The sequence below is a fragment of the Streptomyces sp. NPDC056222 genome, from assembly GCF_042264065.1.
Taxonomy (GTDB): Bacteria; Actinomycetota; Actinomycetes; order Streptomycetales; family Streptomycetaceae; genus Streptomyces.
On sequence record NZ_JBHJTL010000003.1, the window covers coordinates 66,704 to 82,774 of the forward strand.

The 16,071-nt window shown below is 74.0% G+C and carries 14 protein-coding genes; 4 read left to right on the top strand and 10 right to left on the bottom strand.

All coding sequences use genetic code 11. The annotated features are described in order from the left end of the window. Positions 1–15 precede the first annotated feature (15 nt). The 5 genes from ACFC0D_RS02475 to ACFC0D_RS02495 form a co-directional block, all read right to left on the bottom strand. Positions 16–156 (bottom strand): hypothetical protein, encoded by a 141-nt coding sequence (locus tag ACFC0D_RS02475; protein ID WP_376430607.1) that lies wholly within the window; start codon positions 154–156, stop codon positions 16–18. Between the two features lie 52 nt (positions 157–208). Next, positions 209–616, bottom strand: a complete 408-nt coding sequence (locus ACFC0D_RS02480; protein ID WP_376430608.1) for a hypothetical protein — start codon at positions 614–616, stop codon at positions 209–211. 318 nt (positions 617–934) lie between these two features. Then, positions 935–2,386, bottom strand: a complete 1,452-nt coding sequence (locus tag ACFC0D_RS02485) for an amino acid permease (protein ID WP_376430609.1) — start codon at positions 2,384–2,386, stop codon at positions 935–937. Between the two features lie 65 nt (positions 2,387–2,451). Further along, on the bottom strand, positions 2,452–4,581 hold the full coding sequence (locus tag ACFC0D_RS02490; RefSeq protein WP_376430610.1) for a phage holin family protein: 2,130 nt from the start codon (positions 4,579–4,581) through the stop codon (positions 2,452–2,454). 100 nt (positions 4,582–4,681) lie between these two features. Further along, entirely contained in the window at positions 4,682–5,086 is a 405-nt protein-coding gene (locus ACFC0D_RS02495; protein WP_376430611.1) for a recombinase family protein, read from the bottom strand. A 310-nt stretch (positions 5,087–5,396) separates the two neighbouring features. Here ACFC0D_RS02495 and ACFC0D_RS02500 point away from each other — a divergent pair, with 310 nt between their 5' ends. Next, positions 5,397–6,170, top strand: a complete 774-nt coding sequence (locus ACFC0D_RS02500) for an MBL fold metallo-hydrolase (protein WP_376430612.1) — start codon at positions 5,397–5,399, stop codon at positions 6,168–6,170. Positions 6,171–6,178: 8 nt separating this feature from the next. Continuing rightward, complete coding sequence (locus ACFC0D_RS02505) at positions 6,179–6,817, top strand: DedA family protein (protein ID WP_376430712.1); 639 nt, start codon at positions 6,179–6,181, stop codon at positions 6,815–6,817. Here ACFC0D_RS02505 and ACFC0D_RS02510 read toward each other — a convergent pair. The 4 genes from ACFC0D_RS02510 to ACFC0D_RS02525 form a co-directional block, all read right to left on the bottom strand. After that, a complete protein-coding gene (locus ACFC0D_RS02510; RefSeq protein WP_376430613.1) occupies positions 6,797–7,966 on the bottom strand; it encodes an MBL fold metallo-hydrolase in 1,170 nt (389 codons plus the stop codon). The two genes, ACFC0D_RS02505 and ACFC0D_RS02510, sit on opposite strands and share 21 nt — an antisense overlap. A 72-nt stretch (positions 7,967–8,038) precedes the next feature. After that, complete coding sequence (locus ACFC0D_RS02515) at positions 8,039–9,271, bottom strand: aminotransferase class I/II-fold pyridoxal phosphate-dependent enzyme (protein ID WP_376430614.1); 1,233 nt, start codon at positions 9,269–9,271, stop codon at positions 8,039–8,041. 84 nt (positions 9,272–9,355) lie between these two features. After that, entirely contained in the window at positions 9,356–10,552 is a 1,197-nt protein-coding gene (locus tag ACFC0D_RS02520; RefSeq protein WP_376430615.1) for a sulfite oxidase, read from the bottom strand. A 212-nt stretch (positions 10,553–10,764) separates the two neighbouring features. Next, positions 10,765–12,615: a transketolase gene (locus ACFC0D_RS02525; protein WP_376430616.1), complete on the bottom strand. Its 1,851-nt coding sequence runs from the start codon at positions 12,613–12,615 to the stop codon at positions 10,765–10,767. A 218-nt stretch (positions 12,616–12,833) separates the two neighbouring features. Here ACFC0D_RS02525 and ACFC0D_RS02530 point away from each other — a divergent pair, with 218 nt between their 5' ends. Both ACFC0D_RS02530 and ACFC0D_RS02535 read left to right on the top strand, forming a co-directional pair. Then, on the top strand, positions 12,834–13,670 hold the full coding sequence (locus ACFC0D_RS02530; RefSeq protein ID WP_376430617.1) for a methyltransferase domain-containing protein: 837 nt from the start codon (positions 12,834–12,836) through the stop codon (positions 13,668–13,670). 21 nt (positions 13,671–13,691) lie between these two features. Further along, complete coding sequence (locus ACFC0D_RS02535) at positions 13,692–14,042, top strand: VOC family protein (protein WP_376430618.1); 351 nt, start codon at positions 13,692–13,694, stop codon at positions 14,040–14,042. A gap of 27 nt (positions 14,043–14,069) precedes the next feature. On the opposite strand, the gene ACFC0D_RS02540 is transcribed toward ACFC0D_RS02535, so the two are convergent. Further along, positions 14,070–16,043 (bottom strand): DUF5107 domain-containing protein, encoded by a 1,974-nt coding sequence (locus ACFC0D_RS02540; RefSeq protein ID WP_376430619.1) that lies wholly within the window; start codon positions 16,041–16,043, stop codon positions 14,070–14,072. Between the last annotated feature and the right edge of the window lie 28 nt (positions 16,044–16,071).

Consider the following 16,071-nt stretch of genomic DNA (forward strand, 5'->3'; position numbering starts at 1 on the left):
CCCGCCGGCCCGGTCCTAGCGGGCGGGACGCTCCTCGCGGGCGGGTTCCGGCCCGCGGGCCGGGGCGCGTTCCGGCTCGGCGGCCGCGCCGCGTGCGTTGCGGGCGGCCTCGGCACGCAGCAGGGCGCGGAGGACGGCGAAGGGGTCGACGGGCATGGCGAAGCTCCTTGCGGTGGGGGGTTGAGGGGCTGCGAGAGGTACGGGCCTCTCAGCAGCGCATCACCACACAGCGCAAGGCGTCGTCGCGCGGGCTCGGTACGGGTACGGGTGCGGGTGCCCCGACGGCGATGCCGGAATCTGTCGGTCCGCGACGCCTACCGATGTCGCGGGGTGCGGCCCCGTGGCGCGAGCGGTTCCGGGAGGCCGGGGCGGCGGCCTCGACCTCGCCCGCCTCGTGGGTCTCCGCGCCGGGGTCGGCCGCACCGGAAACGGCGGGCAGGACCTCGGTGGCTCCGGGGCCTCCGCCGCCGTACGCCCCGAAGAGGGCGGCCAGCACGAGCAGCACCGGAACCACGACCCGCCCCAGGGCTGCTGCTCCGGAGCGCTGTCGCCTGCGGGCGGTCGGCCCGGCCGAGACGTCTGCACAGGCTGCGCCGTGTCCGGCGGGGACGCCCACGCAGGGTGCGCCGGGTCCAGGAACTGCACCCGCGCAGGGCGCGCCGGGTCCGGGAACGGCGCCCACACAGGGTGCGCCGGGTCCGCCAGGGGCGCCCACGCAAGGTGCGCCGTGTCCGGGAACGGCACCCACGCGAGGTGCGCCGGGTCCGGCAGCGGCGCACACGCGGGGTGCGCCGTTCTCGGCCGTGTCGCGCACCGGCTCGCCCGCCGGGACGGCGGGTTCGGTGGGCGGCACGGGAGCAGGGCTCACGGAGATGCGTACTGCCCCGTGCCGGGCCGGACGTGCCGGGGCGGGTGGCGATTCCGCCCGGGCGGCCTACGCGGAGGCGCCGGAATTCACGCGCTCGGACGCGCCGTCGGCGGCCTGCGTCGGGCCCGGCACGGAGACGGAGTCGGGACTCGGCACCGGCGCCGTCGGCTCGGTCCCCCTCCGTACCTTGCGGGCCGACATCCACGCGTACACAAGCACACCCGCGAAGAGGAACAGCACGCCCTGGTACACCGCCGCGTATCCCGAGCCCGCGACGAGCCATATGGAGAAGCCGAAGGCGGCCGCGGCCAGGACACCGTCGCGGATCAGCCGGGCGCGGTCGACGCGCTCGGACCGGCCGGAGAGCAGGAAGTAGATCTGGGCGGCGGTGGACAGCAGGTACGGGACGGTGGCGGTGAAGGTGGTGACGAGGACGAGGATCTCGAAGACGCCCTCGGTGCCGACCGTGTAGTTGTAGACCGTCAGCAGCGAGGCGAGGACGACGGTGACGAGGACGCCGACGGTCGGGACGCCGCGCCGCTTCCGGGCGAAGACCTGTGGGAAGAGCCCGTCGCGCGCGGCCGCGTAAGGGGTCTGGGCGCTCAGCAGGGTCCAGCCGTTGAGCGCGCCGAGCATGGAGACGAGGGCCATGCAGGCGATGGCGGTGCCGCCCCACGAGCCTCCGAACATGGCGTTCACGGCGTCCGAGAACGGCGCGGAGGATTCGACGAGTCGGTCGTGGGCGACCGTGCCGAAGACGGCGAGCGTGCCGAGGAGGTAGATCGCGGCGGCGCCCAGGGTGCCGAGGACGGTGGCGCGGCCGACGTTGCGCCGGGGGTCGCGGACCTCGCCCGCGCTCACGGCCGCCGACTCGACGCCGAGGTAGCTGAAGAGCAGGATCGCGGCGGACGCGGAGACCGCGCCGAGCGCGCCGCCCTCGCCGGCCTGGAACGGTCCGAGGTTGGCGCTGTCGAAGAAGAACAGTCCGCCGACGGCGACCAGCAGGAGCGGGACGAACTTGAGGACGGTCGCGACGAGCTGCACCGCCCCCACGTACCGTGTCCCGGCGAGGTTGGCGAGCGCCGGCAGCCACTGGAGCGTGAGCGCCGCGGCGATGGTGGCGAGCTTCGACTCGTGGACGGGGATCAGCACGTCGAGGTAGCCGACGGCGGCCACGGCGAGGGCCGCGTTGGAGACCCAGGCGGTGATCCAGTACGACCAGGCCGCGAGGAAGCCGGCGAAGTCGCCGAAGGCGGCGCGGGCGTAGACGTACGGGCCGCCGGTCTGCGGGTGGCGGTGGGCGAGCCGGCCGAAGACGAGGGCGAGCGCGATCGCGCCGAGGGTGAGGACCCCGAAGGCGACCAGGCTGATCGTGCCGAAGGGGGCGACGGAGGCGGGAAGCAGGAAGATTCCGCCGCCGATGATGTTGCCCATGACCAGGGCGGTGGCGATCGGTAGTCCGAATCGCCGGGCGTACTTGGTCTCTTCCGCGGACTGTTCGGACATGGCCGTGCTCATGGGGGTGGTGCGCCTCTCGTCGTGCAAACCCGACCATGGTCCGGCAGGTGAGACGCCCCACCAAATCAGTTGTTTTTGTCCGGTGCGACGGCATCCTCTACCGGAAGAAATGCTTCCGCATCGCTTGTGGGCGGGGAAATCTCCAGCGGCACCTGCGGCCCCACGCACTCCCGCAGCCAGCGGCGCAGCACCTGGTGGACCTGCTCCGCGCCCACGAGTTCGGCCCCGGCCCCGACCGGCGCCGAGAAGTCCACGGGCGAGAGCAGGAAGGGGCGCGACTGCTCGCCGCCGAGCCCGCCGTGCGAACCGATCTGCTCCTCGAAGGCGTGCACGGTGCCCGTCACCGGGTCGTACATCGAGTTGACCATGATGTCGGCGACGTGCGGGAACCCGTCCGTGCGCCGTACCGCGTCCGCCGCGCCCCGCCCGAAGACCGCGAGCGGCCCCTCATCGGCGAGTTCGGCGACCGGCACCTCAGCGCCGTCCCGGCCGAGCACGACCGAACCGTGCTCGGCGCTCGCGACCAGCAGGAAGCCGATGCCGGGGTGGTTGGCGAGGGTGCGCAGCAGCGCGGGGTGACGGCGCTCTATCTCCTCGCGGGTCATCCGGTGCGGCACCCCGGGGAAGGAGATCAGGCCCAGGTTGCCGGAGGCGAGCACGACCGGCCCGGCCTTGTCGGGCACCACTCCCCCGTCCTCGTCCACCGGCCGGTGCAGCGCGCTGCGCAGCGCGTCGCGAGCGGCGTCCCTGGCCTCCGAGCCGCTGCGCGTGCGCCGGACCCGGCGCGGCACGGGCAGCCCGCATCCGGCGCGTACGAGATCCCGCAGGGTGAGCCCGTAGGCGCCCTCGAAGGTCTCGCCGGGGCTCTGGCCGTGGTCGGAGAGGAGCACGATCCGGTACGGGCGGGGCGCGTGCTCGGCGACCTTGGCGATCAGCGCGAGCGTGCGGTCGAGCCGGGCGAGGACGCGGTCGGTGTCGTGGCCGTGCGGGCCGGAGTGGTGGGCCACCTCGTCGTAGGCGACGAGGTCGGCGTAGACGGCGGTCCGTCCGGCCAGCATGTCCCCGATGACCGAGGCGACGACGACATCGCGCTCCACGACGGTGGCGAAGGCCCGGATGAAGGGGTAGGTGCCGCCGCGCGAGACCCTCGGGGTCTCCTTGCGCAGCCGTGCCCGGATCGACTGGACCACCTCGCGCGCGGCCTCGGCGACGAACGAGCCGGCCGTACGGACGGCATTGGCGGGGTCGGAGAAGTAGGTGAAGTAGCCGGCGCGCGAGCGGTTGCGGCGACCGCGGCGGGCGGCCATCGACAGGACGAGGGCGAGCTGGTCGGCGCCGCCGCTGAAGAGGTTGCCGCGGGAGGCGCCGTCGACGGTGAGCAGCCCGCCGTCCCCGGTCCGCTCGATGGCACGCCGCTGGAGTTCGACGGCGCTCGCGGGGCGGTTGGAGACCATCAGCCGGCCGGTCTCCTTCTCGTACCAGCGGAAGGCGGGCACGTCCTCGTTGGAGCCGTGCAGGATGCCGAGCTGGCTGGCGCCGGTCTGGCTGGACCAGTCGGTCCGCCAGGGGGTGAGCCGGTGGGAGCTGTCGAGCCAGTCGGCGACGGTGGGCATCAGCCCGTCCGCGACGGCGTCGCGGAGCACCCGGTGCCCGACGCCGTCGAGTTGCAGGAAGAGCGTGCCGGGGACGGGTTCAGGACCCTCGGTCACGGCCCGAGGGCGCTTGCGGTCGGCGAGCCGGTAGAGACGGCGGCGGTAGGCGTCGTCGTCGCGGACCGCGAGGCCGGTGGAGGTGGCCGAGGCGACGGCCGACATCACGGCGGCGACCACGACGGCGGTCTCCGGGTCGGCGGCGCCGCGGCCGTCGGGGATGAGCCAGAGCGCGATCAGCAGCAGGGAGCCGTTGAGGAAGAACACCAACAGGCCGAGGACCAGGGCCGGTACGAGCAACAGCGCCCGGACGATCACGGGCCACACCAGTGCGCCGAGCAGACCGAACGCGCCGGCGCCCCAGGCGGCGGTGAGCGCGGTGCGGGTGACGCTGTCGCCGTCGTCGGACTGGAGTTGGAAGTCGGGCAGCAGTCCGGCCAGGGCGAGCATCGTCAGGGTCGACACCGCCCAGACCACGACCACCCGCACCAGCGCGCTCCCCGCGGTCCGCCAGCGGCCGGCGGTACGCCATCGCCCGTCACCCACGCGTGGTTCACCTTTCGCCCGTTTCCTGCCTCAAGCGTGGCACATCACCCGAGGGCGCGGTCAGGGCGGGAAAGGGCGCGCGTGACAGCGGAGGACGGCGCTAACAGCCGTCGTATCCGGCGGTGGGCATGGAGAGGCGGCGGTGGACATCGGCCTTGGCCGCGGCGTCGTACACGGGCTCGTCGAGGCCCGCGGTCTCCAGTCGTACGCCCCGTCGCTCGCACTCCGCGAAGAACGCCGGCACATCGGTCAACGCCCGTGCGAGCACCCGTTCGTTCGGGGCGACGAAGAGGTCGACGTGTCCGGCGTCCACGTCGGCCCAGAGCGCGGCGTGGTCGGGCCGGATCCCGTAACAGAGCAGCTGTCTCGACACGACGTAGCCCTTGTGATGGGCCCAACGGCCGCACATCTCGTGCTGGCTGCGTGTGTCGACCAGGAAGGGGTCGCTGTCGAGTTCCTCGAGCGGGGTGAGGCTGGCGATCGCCGCCACCCGAACGTCGTCCATGGACCGACCCTACTCCGAACCGGCTCGGGCGAGGAGGGCGTCCCTTCCCAGCTCCCCCGGGCCTCACGGTGGCGAGGAATAGCCACAGGTGTGACAGATCTGCCAGCCGTCCTGGGTCACGGCCAGCACGCCCCCGCAGCGCGGACACTGCGTCGAATGGCAGGTCGTCCCCATCGTGCTCACCACGGCTCCCATCGCCTTGCTCCACGATGGCTACCCCCGCGACCGGCATCGGACGCCCCGCGTCGCCCGCTGGGGACATCTACCCTCGGTATCAGCGCATCGACTCGGGCGGAAGGGCGGCGTACCGGTGGAGGTCACCTGGTGGGGTCATGCCACCTGCACGGTCGAGGACTCGGGGGTCCGGTTCCTCACCGACCCGCTGTTCGCCCGCCGGCTCGCGCATCTGCGGCGGCGCCGCGGTGCGCTGCCGCCGCCCGAGGCCGCGGCCGCCGAGGCGGTACTCGTCTCCCATCTGCACGCCGACCATCTGCATCTGCCCTCGCTGGCCCGGCTCGCGCCCGGGACGAGGCTGATCGTTCCGCGCGGCGCACCGAGCGCCGTGGCGGGTCTGCGGAGGCTCGACGGCCGGGGGCTTCGGCTGACGGAGCTGGAGCCGGGCGACGCGGTGAGGGTGGAGGGCGTGACCGTACGGGCCGTCCCGGCGCTGCACGACGGACGGCGGCTTCCGGTGGGGCCGCACCGCTCCCCCGCGCTCGGGTATGTCGTCGAGGGTGAGGTGCGGACGTACTTCGCCGGCGACACCGGTCTCTTCGACGGGATGGCCGAGGCGGTCGGCCCGGTGGACGTGGCGCTGCTGCCGGTCGGCGGATGGGGGCCGTATCTGGGGCACGGACACCTCGACGCGGGGCGGGCGGCGCAGGCGCTCGCCGCGCTCTCCCCCGCGGCGGCGGTGCCGGTGCACTACGGCACGTACTGGCCGATCGGGATGGACGCGATCCGGCCGCACGAGTTCCACGCGCCCGGCGACGAGTTCGTGCGGCACGCGGCGCGTCTGGCGCCGAAGGTGGCGGTGCATCTGCTCGGCCACGGCGAACGGGTGCGGCCCGAGGTCGCCCGGTGATCGATCTGATGGGGGCGGTACGGGACCTGCCGCCCGAGTCGACGCAGCAGGCGGTCGGCTATCCCACGCTGTTCGCACTGGTGGCGCTGGGGTCGCTGGTGCCGGTGGTACCGACGGGGGCGATCGTCAGCTCGGCGGCCGTGGTCGCCTTCCATCAGACGTCTCCGCTGTCGCTGCTCTTCGTGTTCCTGGTTGCCGCCTCCGCGGCGCTGCTGGGCGATGTGACGCTGTACTGGCTGGGGCAGCGCGGGGTGCGGTCGCGGAACGGTTCGCGGTGGCTGGAGGTGCTGCGCGGCAGGGCGGCTCCCGACCGGCTCGCGCAGGCGCAGGCGAAGCTGGAGACCCACCAGGTGTCGGTGCTCGTGCTGTCGCGGCTGGTGCCGGCCGGGCGGATTCCGGTGATGCTGGCATGTCTGCTGGCGCGGGTGCCGCTGCGCCGGTTCGTCCGTGGGGACGTGCCGGCCTGTCTGGCGTGGGCGGCGACGTATCAGCTGATCGGGATTCTGGGCGGTTCGCTGTTCCCCGAGCCGTGGCAGGGCGTGCTGGCGGCGGTGGCGCTGACGGTGCTGATCAGCGCGGCTCCCGCGCTGTGGCGGCGGGTACGGGGAAGGGGGCGCGGCAGCAGTTCAGGGCGCGAGCACACGTGAGGCGCCGACGGGGAGGTCCCAGAGGTCCTCGCGGCGCAGGCCGGCCCGCGCCCAGGCGGCTCTGACCCGGGTGAGGGGTTCGAGGACCGGCTCCGAGGAGAGGACGAAGGTCGCCCAGTGCATCGGCGCCATCCGCCGTGCCCCGAGGTCCTGGAAGGCGCGGACGGCCTCCTCGGGGTCGGTGTGGACGTCGCTGAGCCACCAGCGCGGGTCGTAGGCGCCGATCGGGAGCAGCGCGAGGTCGATCCCGGGGTGGCGGCGCCCGATCTCGGCGAACCAGTGGCCGTAGCCGGTGTCGCCGGCGAAGTGGACCCGGCGGCCGCAGGGGTCGATGAGGACCCAGCCGCCCCACAGCGAGCGACAGGTGTCGAGGAGGGTCCGCTTGGACCAGTGGTGGGAGGGGACGAACTCGAAGCGCACACCGTCGAGTTCGGCCGCCTCCCACCAGTCGAGTTCGGTGACCCGGTGGAATCTGCGGCGGGTGAACCAGCGGCCGAGACCGGCGGGGACGAAGACCGGGGTGTCCCGGGGCAGCCGCTTGAGGGTGGGGGCGTCGAGGTGGTCGAAGTGGTTGTGGCTGATGACGACGGCGTCCACCGGCGGCAGGTCCTCCCAGCGCACCCCGACGGGGGTGATCCGGGTCGGGGTGCCGAAGATCCTGCGGGACCAGACGGGGTCGGTGAGGACGGTCAGGCCGCCGACGCGCAGGATCCAGCTGGCGTGGCCGGCCCAGGTGACGGCGAGTGTGTCGGGCCCGGCGGCGGGCAGCGGTCCTGGGGCGAACGGCAGCAGCGGGATGTCGCGCAGACCGTCGGCGCCGGGGCGCACGGCGCCTTCGCGGGCGAGCCGGGCCATGGCGCGGACGCCGGGCAGCGGCGCGGTGAGCCGGTCGGCGAAGGAGCGCGGCCAGTCGCTCCTGGTCCGGCCGAGGGGCTGGAGGACGGGGGTGGGGAGCGCGGGGGCGGTCCGGCCGTCGTGAACGGGCAAGCCGGCGGGTGCTGCTGGACCGTCGGGGGTGGCCAGACCGTCGGGGGCAGTCCGGCCGTCGTGGGCGGGCAGGCCGCCTGGGGCGGTCCGGCCGTCGGGAGTCGTCCGGTCGTCGGTGGTGGTCCGCGGGGCCTGCGCCGGCCGTGCCGTCTGTTCCGTCATCTGCGAGCTCCGTTCTGCGCAGTTCGTCGAGGACGCGTTACGGGCGTACAGGGGTGCGAAATACGCCCGCCGTCACCGGAGTTCCTCCAGCGCTGCTCCGAAGGCGCTCAACGCGTGGGCCACATGCGGCAATTCCACCGGGTCCGCCGATGCGAGGGACTCCATCCGCTCCTCGTCGGTCGTTCCCAGGAACGCGCCGGTGTCGAACCGCACACGCAGGGCGCCGAGTTCGTCGCCGAAGCGGTGACCGCCGGGGACCGGTGTGCCGAGCCGCTCGCTGAGGTGGTTCTCCAGCTCCATGGAGTCGGTGACGCCTCGGGCGGAGAGCCCCGCCCGGAGCGGCCCCAGGTCGGCGTAGAGGTGACGGCCGGCCTGCGGGGGCCGGGCCAGGGCGCCGGCGGTGAGGACCGCCCGGTGCACGGCGGTGGCCACGCGCGCGTGGAGGGTGGCGGAGAGGGCGGCGCGTACGGTGACGTCCTCCGGCTCGTCGAGGGCGTGCGCGGCGGCGGGGGCGACCGGGCCCGCGACGAAGGCGCCGAGTGCGGTGAGGATGTCGAGGGTACGGGCGCGGGGGTCGGTGTAGCGGTCGCCCCGTGAGGGGTCGGTGGGCGGGAAGCGGGCCACGGCGCAGGGCCAGGCGGCCGGGGCGAGGGCGCCGGCCAGGTCGTACAGGACGGTCACGTCGTCCGGGCACATCTCGGCGGGGCTGAGGAGGACGGTGTCGTGGCGCCGGTGCAGCGTGTCGCGCCAGGTCTCGTCGCTGATGATGTGCAGCCCCTCGGCGACGGCCGCCTCGCACGCCTCACGGACCAGCTCGGGCGGGGCGACGGTGGCGGTGGGGTCGTCGGCGACGGAGAGCAGCAGCAGGCGGGGGTGGCCGCCCTCGGCGCGGACCCGCCGGACGGTTTCGAGCAGGGCGAACGGGTCGGGGACGCCGCCGCACTCGGCCGGGGTGGGCACGTGGTAGGCGGGACGGCCCAGGAGGCGGGCCTGCGGGGTCCACCAGGCGGGGCAGGGCCGGGGCATCAGCACATCGCCGCCGTGGGCGGCGATCAGGGCGAGCAGCAGGGGCTGCGCGCCCGGGGCCGCGACCACGTCCTCGCCGTGGGTGCGCAGGCCTCGCCGCCACCAGTATCCGCTCGCGGCCTCGCGGAGCACGGGCCCGCCGCCGGGCGGTTCGACGGCGGTGCGGTCGGCGGCGGCGGCGAGGATCGCGGCGAGTCCGGGGAGCACGGGCAGACCCGGTTCCGGGGCCGGAGGGCCGTAGCGCACCGGTCCGCGGCCTTCCGGAGCCGTCCGCCTCATCTCCCGCACCTCCTGAAGCACCGGGTCGCGCCCGCACGGCGCCCACAGTGCCCTTTATACGAAGGTTCGGGTCGGTTCGCCGCCTCAGACGACGGCGACCGGGTGTCGCACCACCGCGTTGAAGAGGTAGCCCTGGGTGTTGTGGACGGCCCGCTCGGGCTGGACGTTCCCTGCCGCGTCGGTGGTGCGGGAGAGCAGGGTCGCCGGGCCGGTGCGGCGCGGGCGCCACGGCACGGTCCAGCGGACCCAGCCGTCGCGCCGGGGGGCGTCGAGGAGCCGGGCGGGGCGCCAGAGGGCGCCGCCGTCGGTCGAGACCTCCACCCTGCGCACGGGTGCGTGTGCGGACCAGGCGCGGCCCGTGAGGTGGTGGACGCGGCCGGCCTCCAGCGTGGCGCCGAAGGGGAGCTCGTACCCGGACTTGAGGGTCTGGCGGGTGATCGGCGCGCTGCCGCCGGGGGGATGTGCGGCACCGAAGAGCCGGTAGTAGTCGGTGGACCAGGGCGAGGAGAGCGGGGTGGTGGAGACCTGGATGTCGCCGAGCCATTTGATGGAGGCGATGCCGACCCAGGACGGCACGACGAGGCGGACCGGGTAACCGTGGTCGTACGGAAGGGGCTCGCCGTTCATCTCGTACGCGAGGATCACGTCGTCGAGTGCCTTGGCCACCGGCAGCGGCCGGCGGACCCGGCCGAGGTTCACGCCCCCGGTGACGTACTCGTCGTCGAGGCCGCTCGGCTGTACGTCCACGGCGTCCGCGGCGATCCCGGCGCGGCGCAGCACGTCGGAGAGGCGGGCCCCGCGCCAGCGGGCGGCGCCGACCGCGCCGAGGGTCCACGCGGTGCCGCTGACGGTCTCGCCCTGCTGGGTGGCGTAGAGGCTGCGGCCGTTTCCGGCGCACTCGACCAGGGCCGTCCGGGTGACGGAGGGGAGGTCCCGCAGCTGCCCGTAGGTGAAGTGGACGGGGCCACGGCCGTGCAGTCCGTCTCCCCAGAGGGTGAGCCGCCAGGTGGCGGCGTCGAGGACGGGGGTGGAGGTGTGGTTGCGGACGAAGAAGCGGTCCGTGGGGGTGAGGAGGCCGGTGTTCGCGAAGGAGTCGAAGCGGGACTCGGCGTTGGTCCCGCGGATCGTGAACAGCTCGGGCGGCAGCTGTTTGACGATGCCCGGCCCGGAGGCTGCCGTCGCGGGGGCCGCGGCGGCCGGGCCGCCGAGCATGGAGGCCGCGGGAGCGGCGGCGAGTACCTTCAGCAGGGACCGGCGGTCCGGCACGGACACGTGGGGCACGTTTCTCCTCGGGTGCGACGGCGGATGCGGGAGCGGGGTGCGGCGGAGGGCGGGGTACGACGGCGTGCAGGGGTACGACGGCGTGCGGGGGCACGGCGGCGGCGCGCAGGGGTACGACGAAGGTGGCGGCGGGCCCGATGCTAGGTGGGCAAATGCCTTCGGAACGGTCTGTTCACGGGTTCGTCATATGAGGGACCGTCAGGTCCGTCGGTCTAGCGCACCAGCACGCGCTCCAGCATCAGTTCGACCGCCGAGACGATCGCGTCCGCGTCGATGCCGGCCTCGTGGAGCTGTTCCTCCGGGGTCGCGGAGAGGGGCATGGAGCGTACGGCGAGTCGTGCCAGCCGAGGCATCCCGCCGTGCCCGTTGGCGTACGCCTCGGCGACGGCGTCGCCGAGCCCTCCCTCGGGATGGTGGTCCTCCACCGTGAGGACGCAACCGGTCGTCCCTGCCGCCTGGTCGAGGGTCGCGGTGTCCACCGGCTTGACCGAGTAGAGGTCGATCACCCGGATCGGCAGGCCGTGCTCCGCGAGCCGGTCGGCCGCCTCGATCGCCTCGTGGACGGTCACCCCGGCCGCGACGACGGTCGCCCGGTCGTCCTCGCCGTGGCTGCGGAGCACCTTGCTCCCGCCGACCGGGAACTCCTCCTCGGGCCCGTACACGACGGGGGTGCCGCCGCGGGTGGTACGCAGGTAGCGGACGCCCTCGAGGCCGGCCATGGCCACCACGAGCTTCGCCGTCTGGTTGGCGTCGCAGGGGTAGAGCACGGTGCTGCCGTGCACGGCACGCAGCATCGCCAGATCCTCCAGGCCCATCTGGCTGGGCCCGTCCTGGCCGATGGAGACCCCGGCGTGCGAACCGACGAGGTTGATCCCGGCCCGGCTCACGGCCGCCATCCGGACGAAGTCGTAGGCGCGGGTGAGGAACGCGGCGAAGGTCGAGGCGTACGGGACGTAGCCGCGCGCCTGGAGCCCGACGGCGGCACCGACGAGCTGCTGCTCGGCGATCCAGCACTCGAAGTAGCGTTCGGGATGGGCCTTCGCGAAGTACTCGGTACGGGTGGAGTCGCCGACCTCGCCGTCGAGCGCGACGATGTCGCCGCGGACCTCGCCGAGGGCGGCGAGGGCGTGCCCGTACGCGTCGCGGGTGGCGACCTTCTCGCCCCTGGTGTACCTCGGGAGCCGCAGCGCGCCGTCTGCGGCCGGACGGGGCACCAGGGCGGCGGGCGGCTCGGTCACCTGGACCCGCAGATCGCTCGGGCCGCCCAGTTCGGCGATGGCGGCCTCGGCATCCGGGAGCGGTTTGCCGTGCATCCCCTCGCGGTTCTCCACGGCGGCCACGCCCCGGCCCTTGCGGGTGGCGGCGAGGATCGCGGTGGGCCGGCGGACGGTCGCGCGCGCCTCGCGAAGGGCCGCGTCCACGGCTTCGACGTCGTGGCCGTCGATCCGCAGGGTGTGCCAGCCGAAGGCTTCGAGGCGGGCGGCGTAGGCGCCCAGGTCGTGCTGGTGGCGGGTGGGGCCGCGCTGGCCGAGCCGGTTGACGTCGACGATCAGGGTGAGGTTGTCCAGTCGGCAGTACGCGGCGTGCTCCACGGCCTCCCAGACGGACCCCTCGGCCATCTCGCTGTCACCGCTGACGACCCATACCTGGTACGGGACGCGGTCGAGGAACTTCCCGGCCAGTGCCATCCCGACCCCGATGGGCAGGCCCTGGCCCAGTGAGCCGGTGGCCACGTCGACCCAGGGCAGCCGGGGTGTGGGGTGGCCTTCGAGGAGGCTTCCCTTGCCGCGGAAGGTGAGCAGCTCGCTCTCGCCGACGACGCCCGCGGCCCGGTACATGGCGTACAGCAGGGGCGAGGCGTGTCCCTTGGAGAGGACGAGCCGGTCGTTGCCCGGGTGGTCCGGGCGGTCGAAGTCGTACCGCAGGTGCCGGGCGAGGAGCACGGCGCCGATCTCGGCGGCCGACATGGAGGACGTCGGATGCCCGGAGCCGGCCGCGTCGGCGGCGCGTACGGCATCCACGCGGAGCTGCCGGGCGAGCGAGGACATCGTTTCGTACCGCATCACGATCCTTCCTCCACGACCCTGCGCGGCGGCCGGACGGGGTCCACCGATGCGCGTACCCAGGGCGGCGGGGCGTATGCCCCGCGATCCGCGCCGCGTGGCGGGGTGCGGGGCCCGCGATTCCCCTCAACGCGATGCCCACATGGCGAGATTGACATCTCACCATGCGGCGCGAGCGCGTACCGTGGCCGTACCCACCCAGACGAGGGAGTCCGGTCATGACCCATGCCTCGGAGCACACCGCGCCGCACGAGACCGCCGTCTACACCCATGGGCACCACGAGTCGGTGCTGCGCTCGCACAGCTGGCGCACCGCCGCCAACTCCGCGGCCTATCTGATCCCCGAGCTGCGCCCCGGCATGGACGTCCTGGACGTGGGCTGCGGACCCGGCACCATCACCGCCGACCTGGCCGCTCTGGTGGCCCCCGGTCGGGTGACCGCGGTGGACGCGGCCGAGGACGTCCTGGAGAAGGCGCGGGCCACGGCCGCCGAACGGGGCCTGGAGAACGTGGAGTTCACGGTCGCCGACGTCCACGACCTGGACTTCCCGGACGACTCCTTCGATGTCGTCCACGCCCACCAGGTGCTGCAGCACGTCGGCGACCCGGTGCGCGCGCTGCGCGAGATGCGGCGGGTCTGTCGCCCGGGGGGTGTGGTCGCCGCCCGGGACAGCGACTACGGGTCCTTCGCGTGGTACCCGGAGCCGCCGGCCATGAAGGCGTGGCAGGAGCTGTACCGACGGGTCGCCCGGGCCAACGGCGGCGAACCCGACGCCGGGCGGCGGCTGTTCGCCTGGGCGCGGCGGGCGGGGTTCACGGACGTGACGACGACGGCCGCCGCGTGGTGCTTCGCGACGCCGGACGAGCGGGCGTGGTGGAGCGGCCTGTGGGCGGACCGGACGACGGAGTCCGTGTACGCGAAGCTGGCGGTGGACGGCGGCCACACGACGCCCGACGTGCTGGCCGACGTCTCCGAGGCGTGGCGGGAGTGGGGCCGGCAGGAGGACGCCTGGTTCATGGTCCCCCACGGGGAGATCCTCTGCCGCGTCTCCTGAACCTCAACTAGGCTCGTTCGCATGGAGATTCTGGGAACCACGCTACGTGTCTGCGTCGACGATCTCGAGCCGGCGGTGGAGTTCTACGAGCGTCTCACCGGCGCTTCGGCCCTGCGCTTCGACCGCGGCGGGGTCTCGGTCGCGGCCATCGGCTGCTTCCTGCTGATGAGTGGACCCGAGTCGGAGCTGGAGGTTCTGCGGAAGGTCGCCGCGACCATCTCCGTCCAGGATGTGGACGCGGCGTTCACCTCGCTGACGGAGGCCGGCGCCAAGATTCTGGCCGGCCCGGTCCCGACCCCGGTGGGCCGCAATCTGATCGCGGTCCACCCGGACGGATCGGTCTTCGAGTACGTGGACCGCCGGACCGCCTGAGACGGCCCGGGGGTCCCACGGGACGCCTCAGGGACGCATCCGGAACTCGTAGGAGTCCGGGAGCGGTTCGTCGGTCACGGCCGACCACACGTCGCCCAGGATCTCGGCACCCTCCCGCAGGTCGGGCACTTCGAAGCCCGCGTCGAAGACGGCGCGGGCCTCGGGCTTCCTGCCCTCGGCGAGCAGGAGACGGGCCTCGACGAAGCGGAACGCGCCGCGTGCGCGGACCAGGGCCGGCAGGCGCTCCCAGAGCGCACGGGCCGGAGCCACTCGGCCGACGGCCAGGAGCGCGGTGACGGCCTCGCGGCCCAGTGCCGCGGTCACCACGGGGTCCACGTCGCCGGGCAGTGTGCCGAAGGCCTCGACGAAGCGCTCGGCCGCCCGCTCCGGGTGGCCGCCCTCCTCGTCGGCGACCGCCAGGCAGTACAGCAACGGCCAGCACACACCCGCCTGTTGGAGTCCACGCTCCCAGCTGCGCGCCGCCTGGGCCAGGTCGCCCGCATGCCACTGCGCGATCCCGAGGTGGTACTCGGTGAGCGGTTCCGCGGGCGCGGTCTCCAGCATGTCGCGCCAGTGGGCCGCGACCAGCGACGGCCCAGGGGCGGCCCCGTCCTCGCGAGGCGGCAGGACTCCGGTGCGGAGCAGCTCCAGCCAGGGATTCTGCTCCTCGCCCAGGGTCGAAGCGGGGAACGGGGTCCCCGGCAGCTCGTGCCCTCCGGCGAGCACCTCCAGCGCGCCCCAGCCCGAGCCCGCCGCGAGGACGGTCACCGGTTCGGCGTCGGCCGCGCCGTCACGCCACGCCTCGTACGCGGCATCGACGGCGGCGCGCGGCAGGGCCTCCTCCAGGCGCCCCTCCACGACCGCGCGGGCCGCCGCCCAGTCCTCGCCGTGCACCACCGCGGGCTCGGCGGACAGGGGCCCGTACGTCTCCAGCCAGCTGAACTCCGTGCCGCCCTCCAGCTTCAGATGCTCCAGCTGGGTGCGGGCGAGTCCGGCCTGGATCTCGGCGTAGCCGGGCGCACCGGGTTCGGTGAGCCACTCCTGCCAGCGCCGTCCTCCCCGGGCCGAGCCCCAGAGGAAGAGCTTGCGCCCGCGCAGCAGGTCCGTGGACGTCTGGACGAGTCCCGTGCCGGTCTCGTCGAGGGCTGCGATCCAGCGCCGTCGTTCCTCGGGAATGTCGTAGAAGTAGTCGGCGGGAAGGGTGCTGCGCAGTGGGTACGTGCGGTCCGCCGCCGTGCCCGTCTCGTCCTGGGTGACCGGGACGGGGACGCGGCGCAGGCCGTTCTCGTAGCCGTGGAGCCAGGCCTCGTCGGCGGGGGCGAGGACCCGGCGGTCCTCGGGGACGGCGGTGTTGGACCACCAGTAGACCGGGACGGTCCGCTCGTGCGGGTTGCGGATGCGGACGCCGACGTGGAGGAAGTCGGAGTCCTCGGGCAGCCACAGGTCGACCTGGAAGGGCAGGTCGCGCAGCCGCTCCCACTCCCACAGCCGGAGCATCTCGCCGCCGTCGGGGGCCGGGACGATCGCGGCGTGGACCGGGGAGCAGGAGAGCGTGGTGTGGCCGGTGGCGCCGATGTTCCATTCGATGCCACCGGCGAACCAGGCGCCGTTGAGGGCGAAGGCGGCGGGCTGGAACACCGGGTTGCGGTGCACCAGTTCGCGTCCGGTGGGCTTGTGGTGCAGGGAGTGGACGCGGCCGCCGAGGCCCGGGAGCACGGTCGCCCGCAGCCGGTCGTTCTCGATGACGATCGCGTCGAGGGCGGTGGGGGTGCGTTCGCGTCCGTAGCCGTCGCGGACCGGGACGGGCAGCAGGCTGCGCAGCGGTGCGTACCCCAACTGGCGTGCCATGTCGCGCGGCAGGCCCTCCCTGACGCGTGCGTCGAGGCCGTCGGCCTCGTGCGCCGCGCCGGGGTTCCGCAGGGCGGGCAACGGGTTGTCCGGGCCCAACGGCGCTGCGGGCAGGGTCAGTACGGCACGTCGTACGGTCGTCATGTCGACCATGGAACACGTCGGGCTCGCTCCTGACCAG

What these genes read in the sequence shown, in the direction of transcription:
- ACFC0D_RS02495 (WP_376430611.1), bottom strand. Translation starts at nt 5,086, where the DNA reads ATGGACGACGTTCGGGTGGCGGCGATCGCCAGCCTCACCCCGCTCGAG.
- ACFC0D_RS02540 (WP_376430619.1), bottom strand. Translation starts at nt 16,043, where the DNA reads ATGGTCGACATGACGACCGTACGACGTGCCGTACTGACCCTGCCCGCA.
- ACFC0D_RS02505 (WP_376430712.1), top strand. Translation starts at nt 6,179, where the DNA reads ATGGGGGCGGTACGGGACCTGCCGCCCGAGTCGACGCAGCAGGCGGTC.
- ACFC0D_RS02485 (WP_376430609.1), bottom strand. Translation starts at nt 2,386, where the DNA reads ATGAGCACGGCCATGTCCGAACAGTCCGCGGAAGAGACCAAGTACGCC.
- ACFC0D_RS02475 (WP_376430607.1), bottom strand. Translation starts at nt 156, where the DNA reads ATGCCCGTCGACCCCTTCGCCGTCCTCCGCGCCCTGCTGCGTGCCGAG.
- ACFC0D_RS02525 (WP_376430616.1), bottom strand. Translation starts at nt 12,615, where the DNA reads ATGCGGTACGAAACGATGTCCTCGCTCGCCCGGCAGCTCCGCGTGGAT.
- ACFC0D_RS02515 (WP_376430614.1), bottom strand. Translation starts at nt 9,271, where the DNA reads ATGAGGCGGACGGCTCCGGAAGGCCGCGGACCGGTGCGCTACGGCCCT.
- ACFC0D_RS02510 (WP_376430613.1), bottom strand. Translation starts at nt 7,966, where the DNA reads ATGACGGAACAGACGGCACGGCCGGCGCAGGCCCCGCGGACCACCACC.
- ACFC0D_RS02530 (WP_376430617.1), top strand. Translation starts at nt 12,834, where the DNA reads ATGACCCATGCCTCGGAGCACACCGCGCCGCACGAGACCGCCGTCTAC.
- ACFC0D_RS02535 (WP_376430618.1), top strand. Translation starts at nt 13,692, where the DNA reads ATGGAGATTCTGGGAACCACGCTACGTGTCTGCGTCGACGATCTCGAG.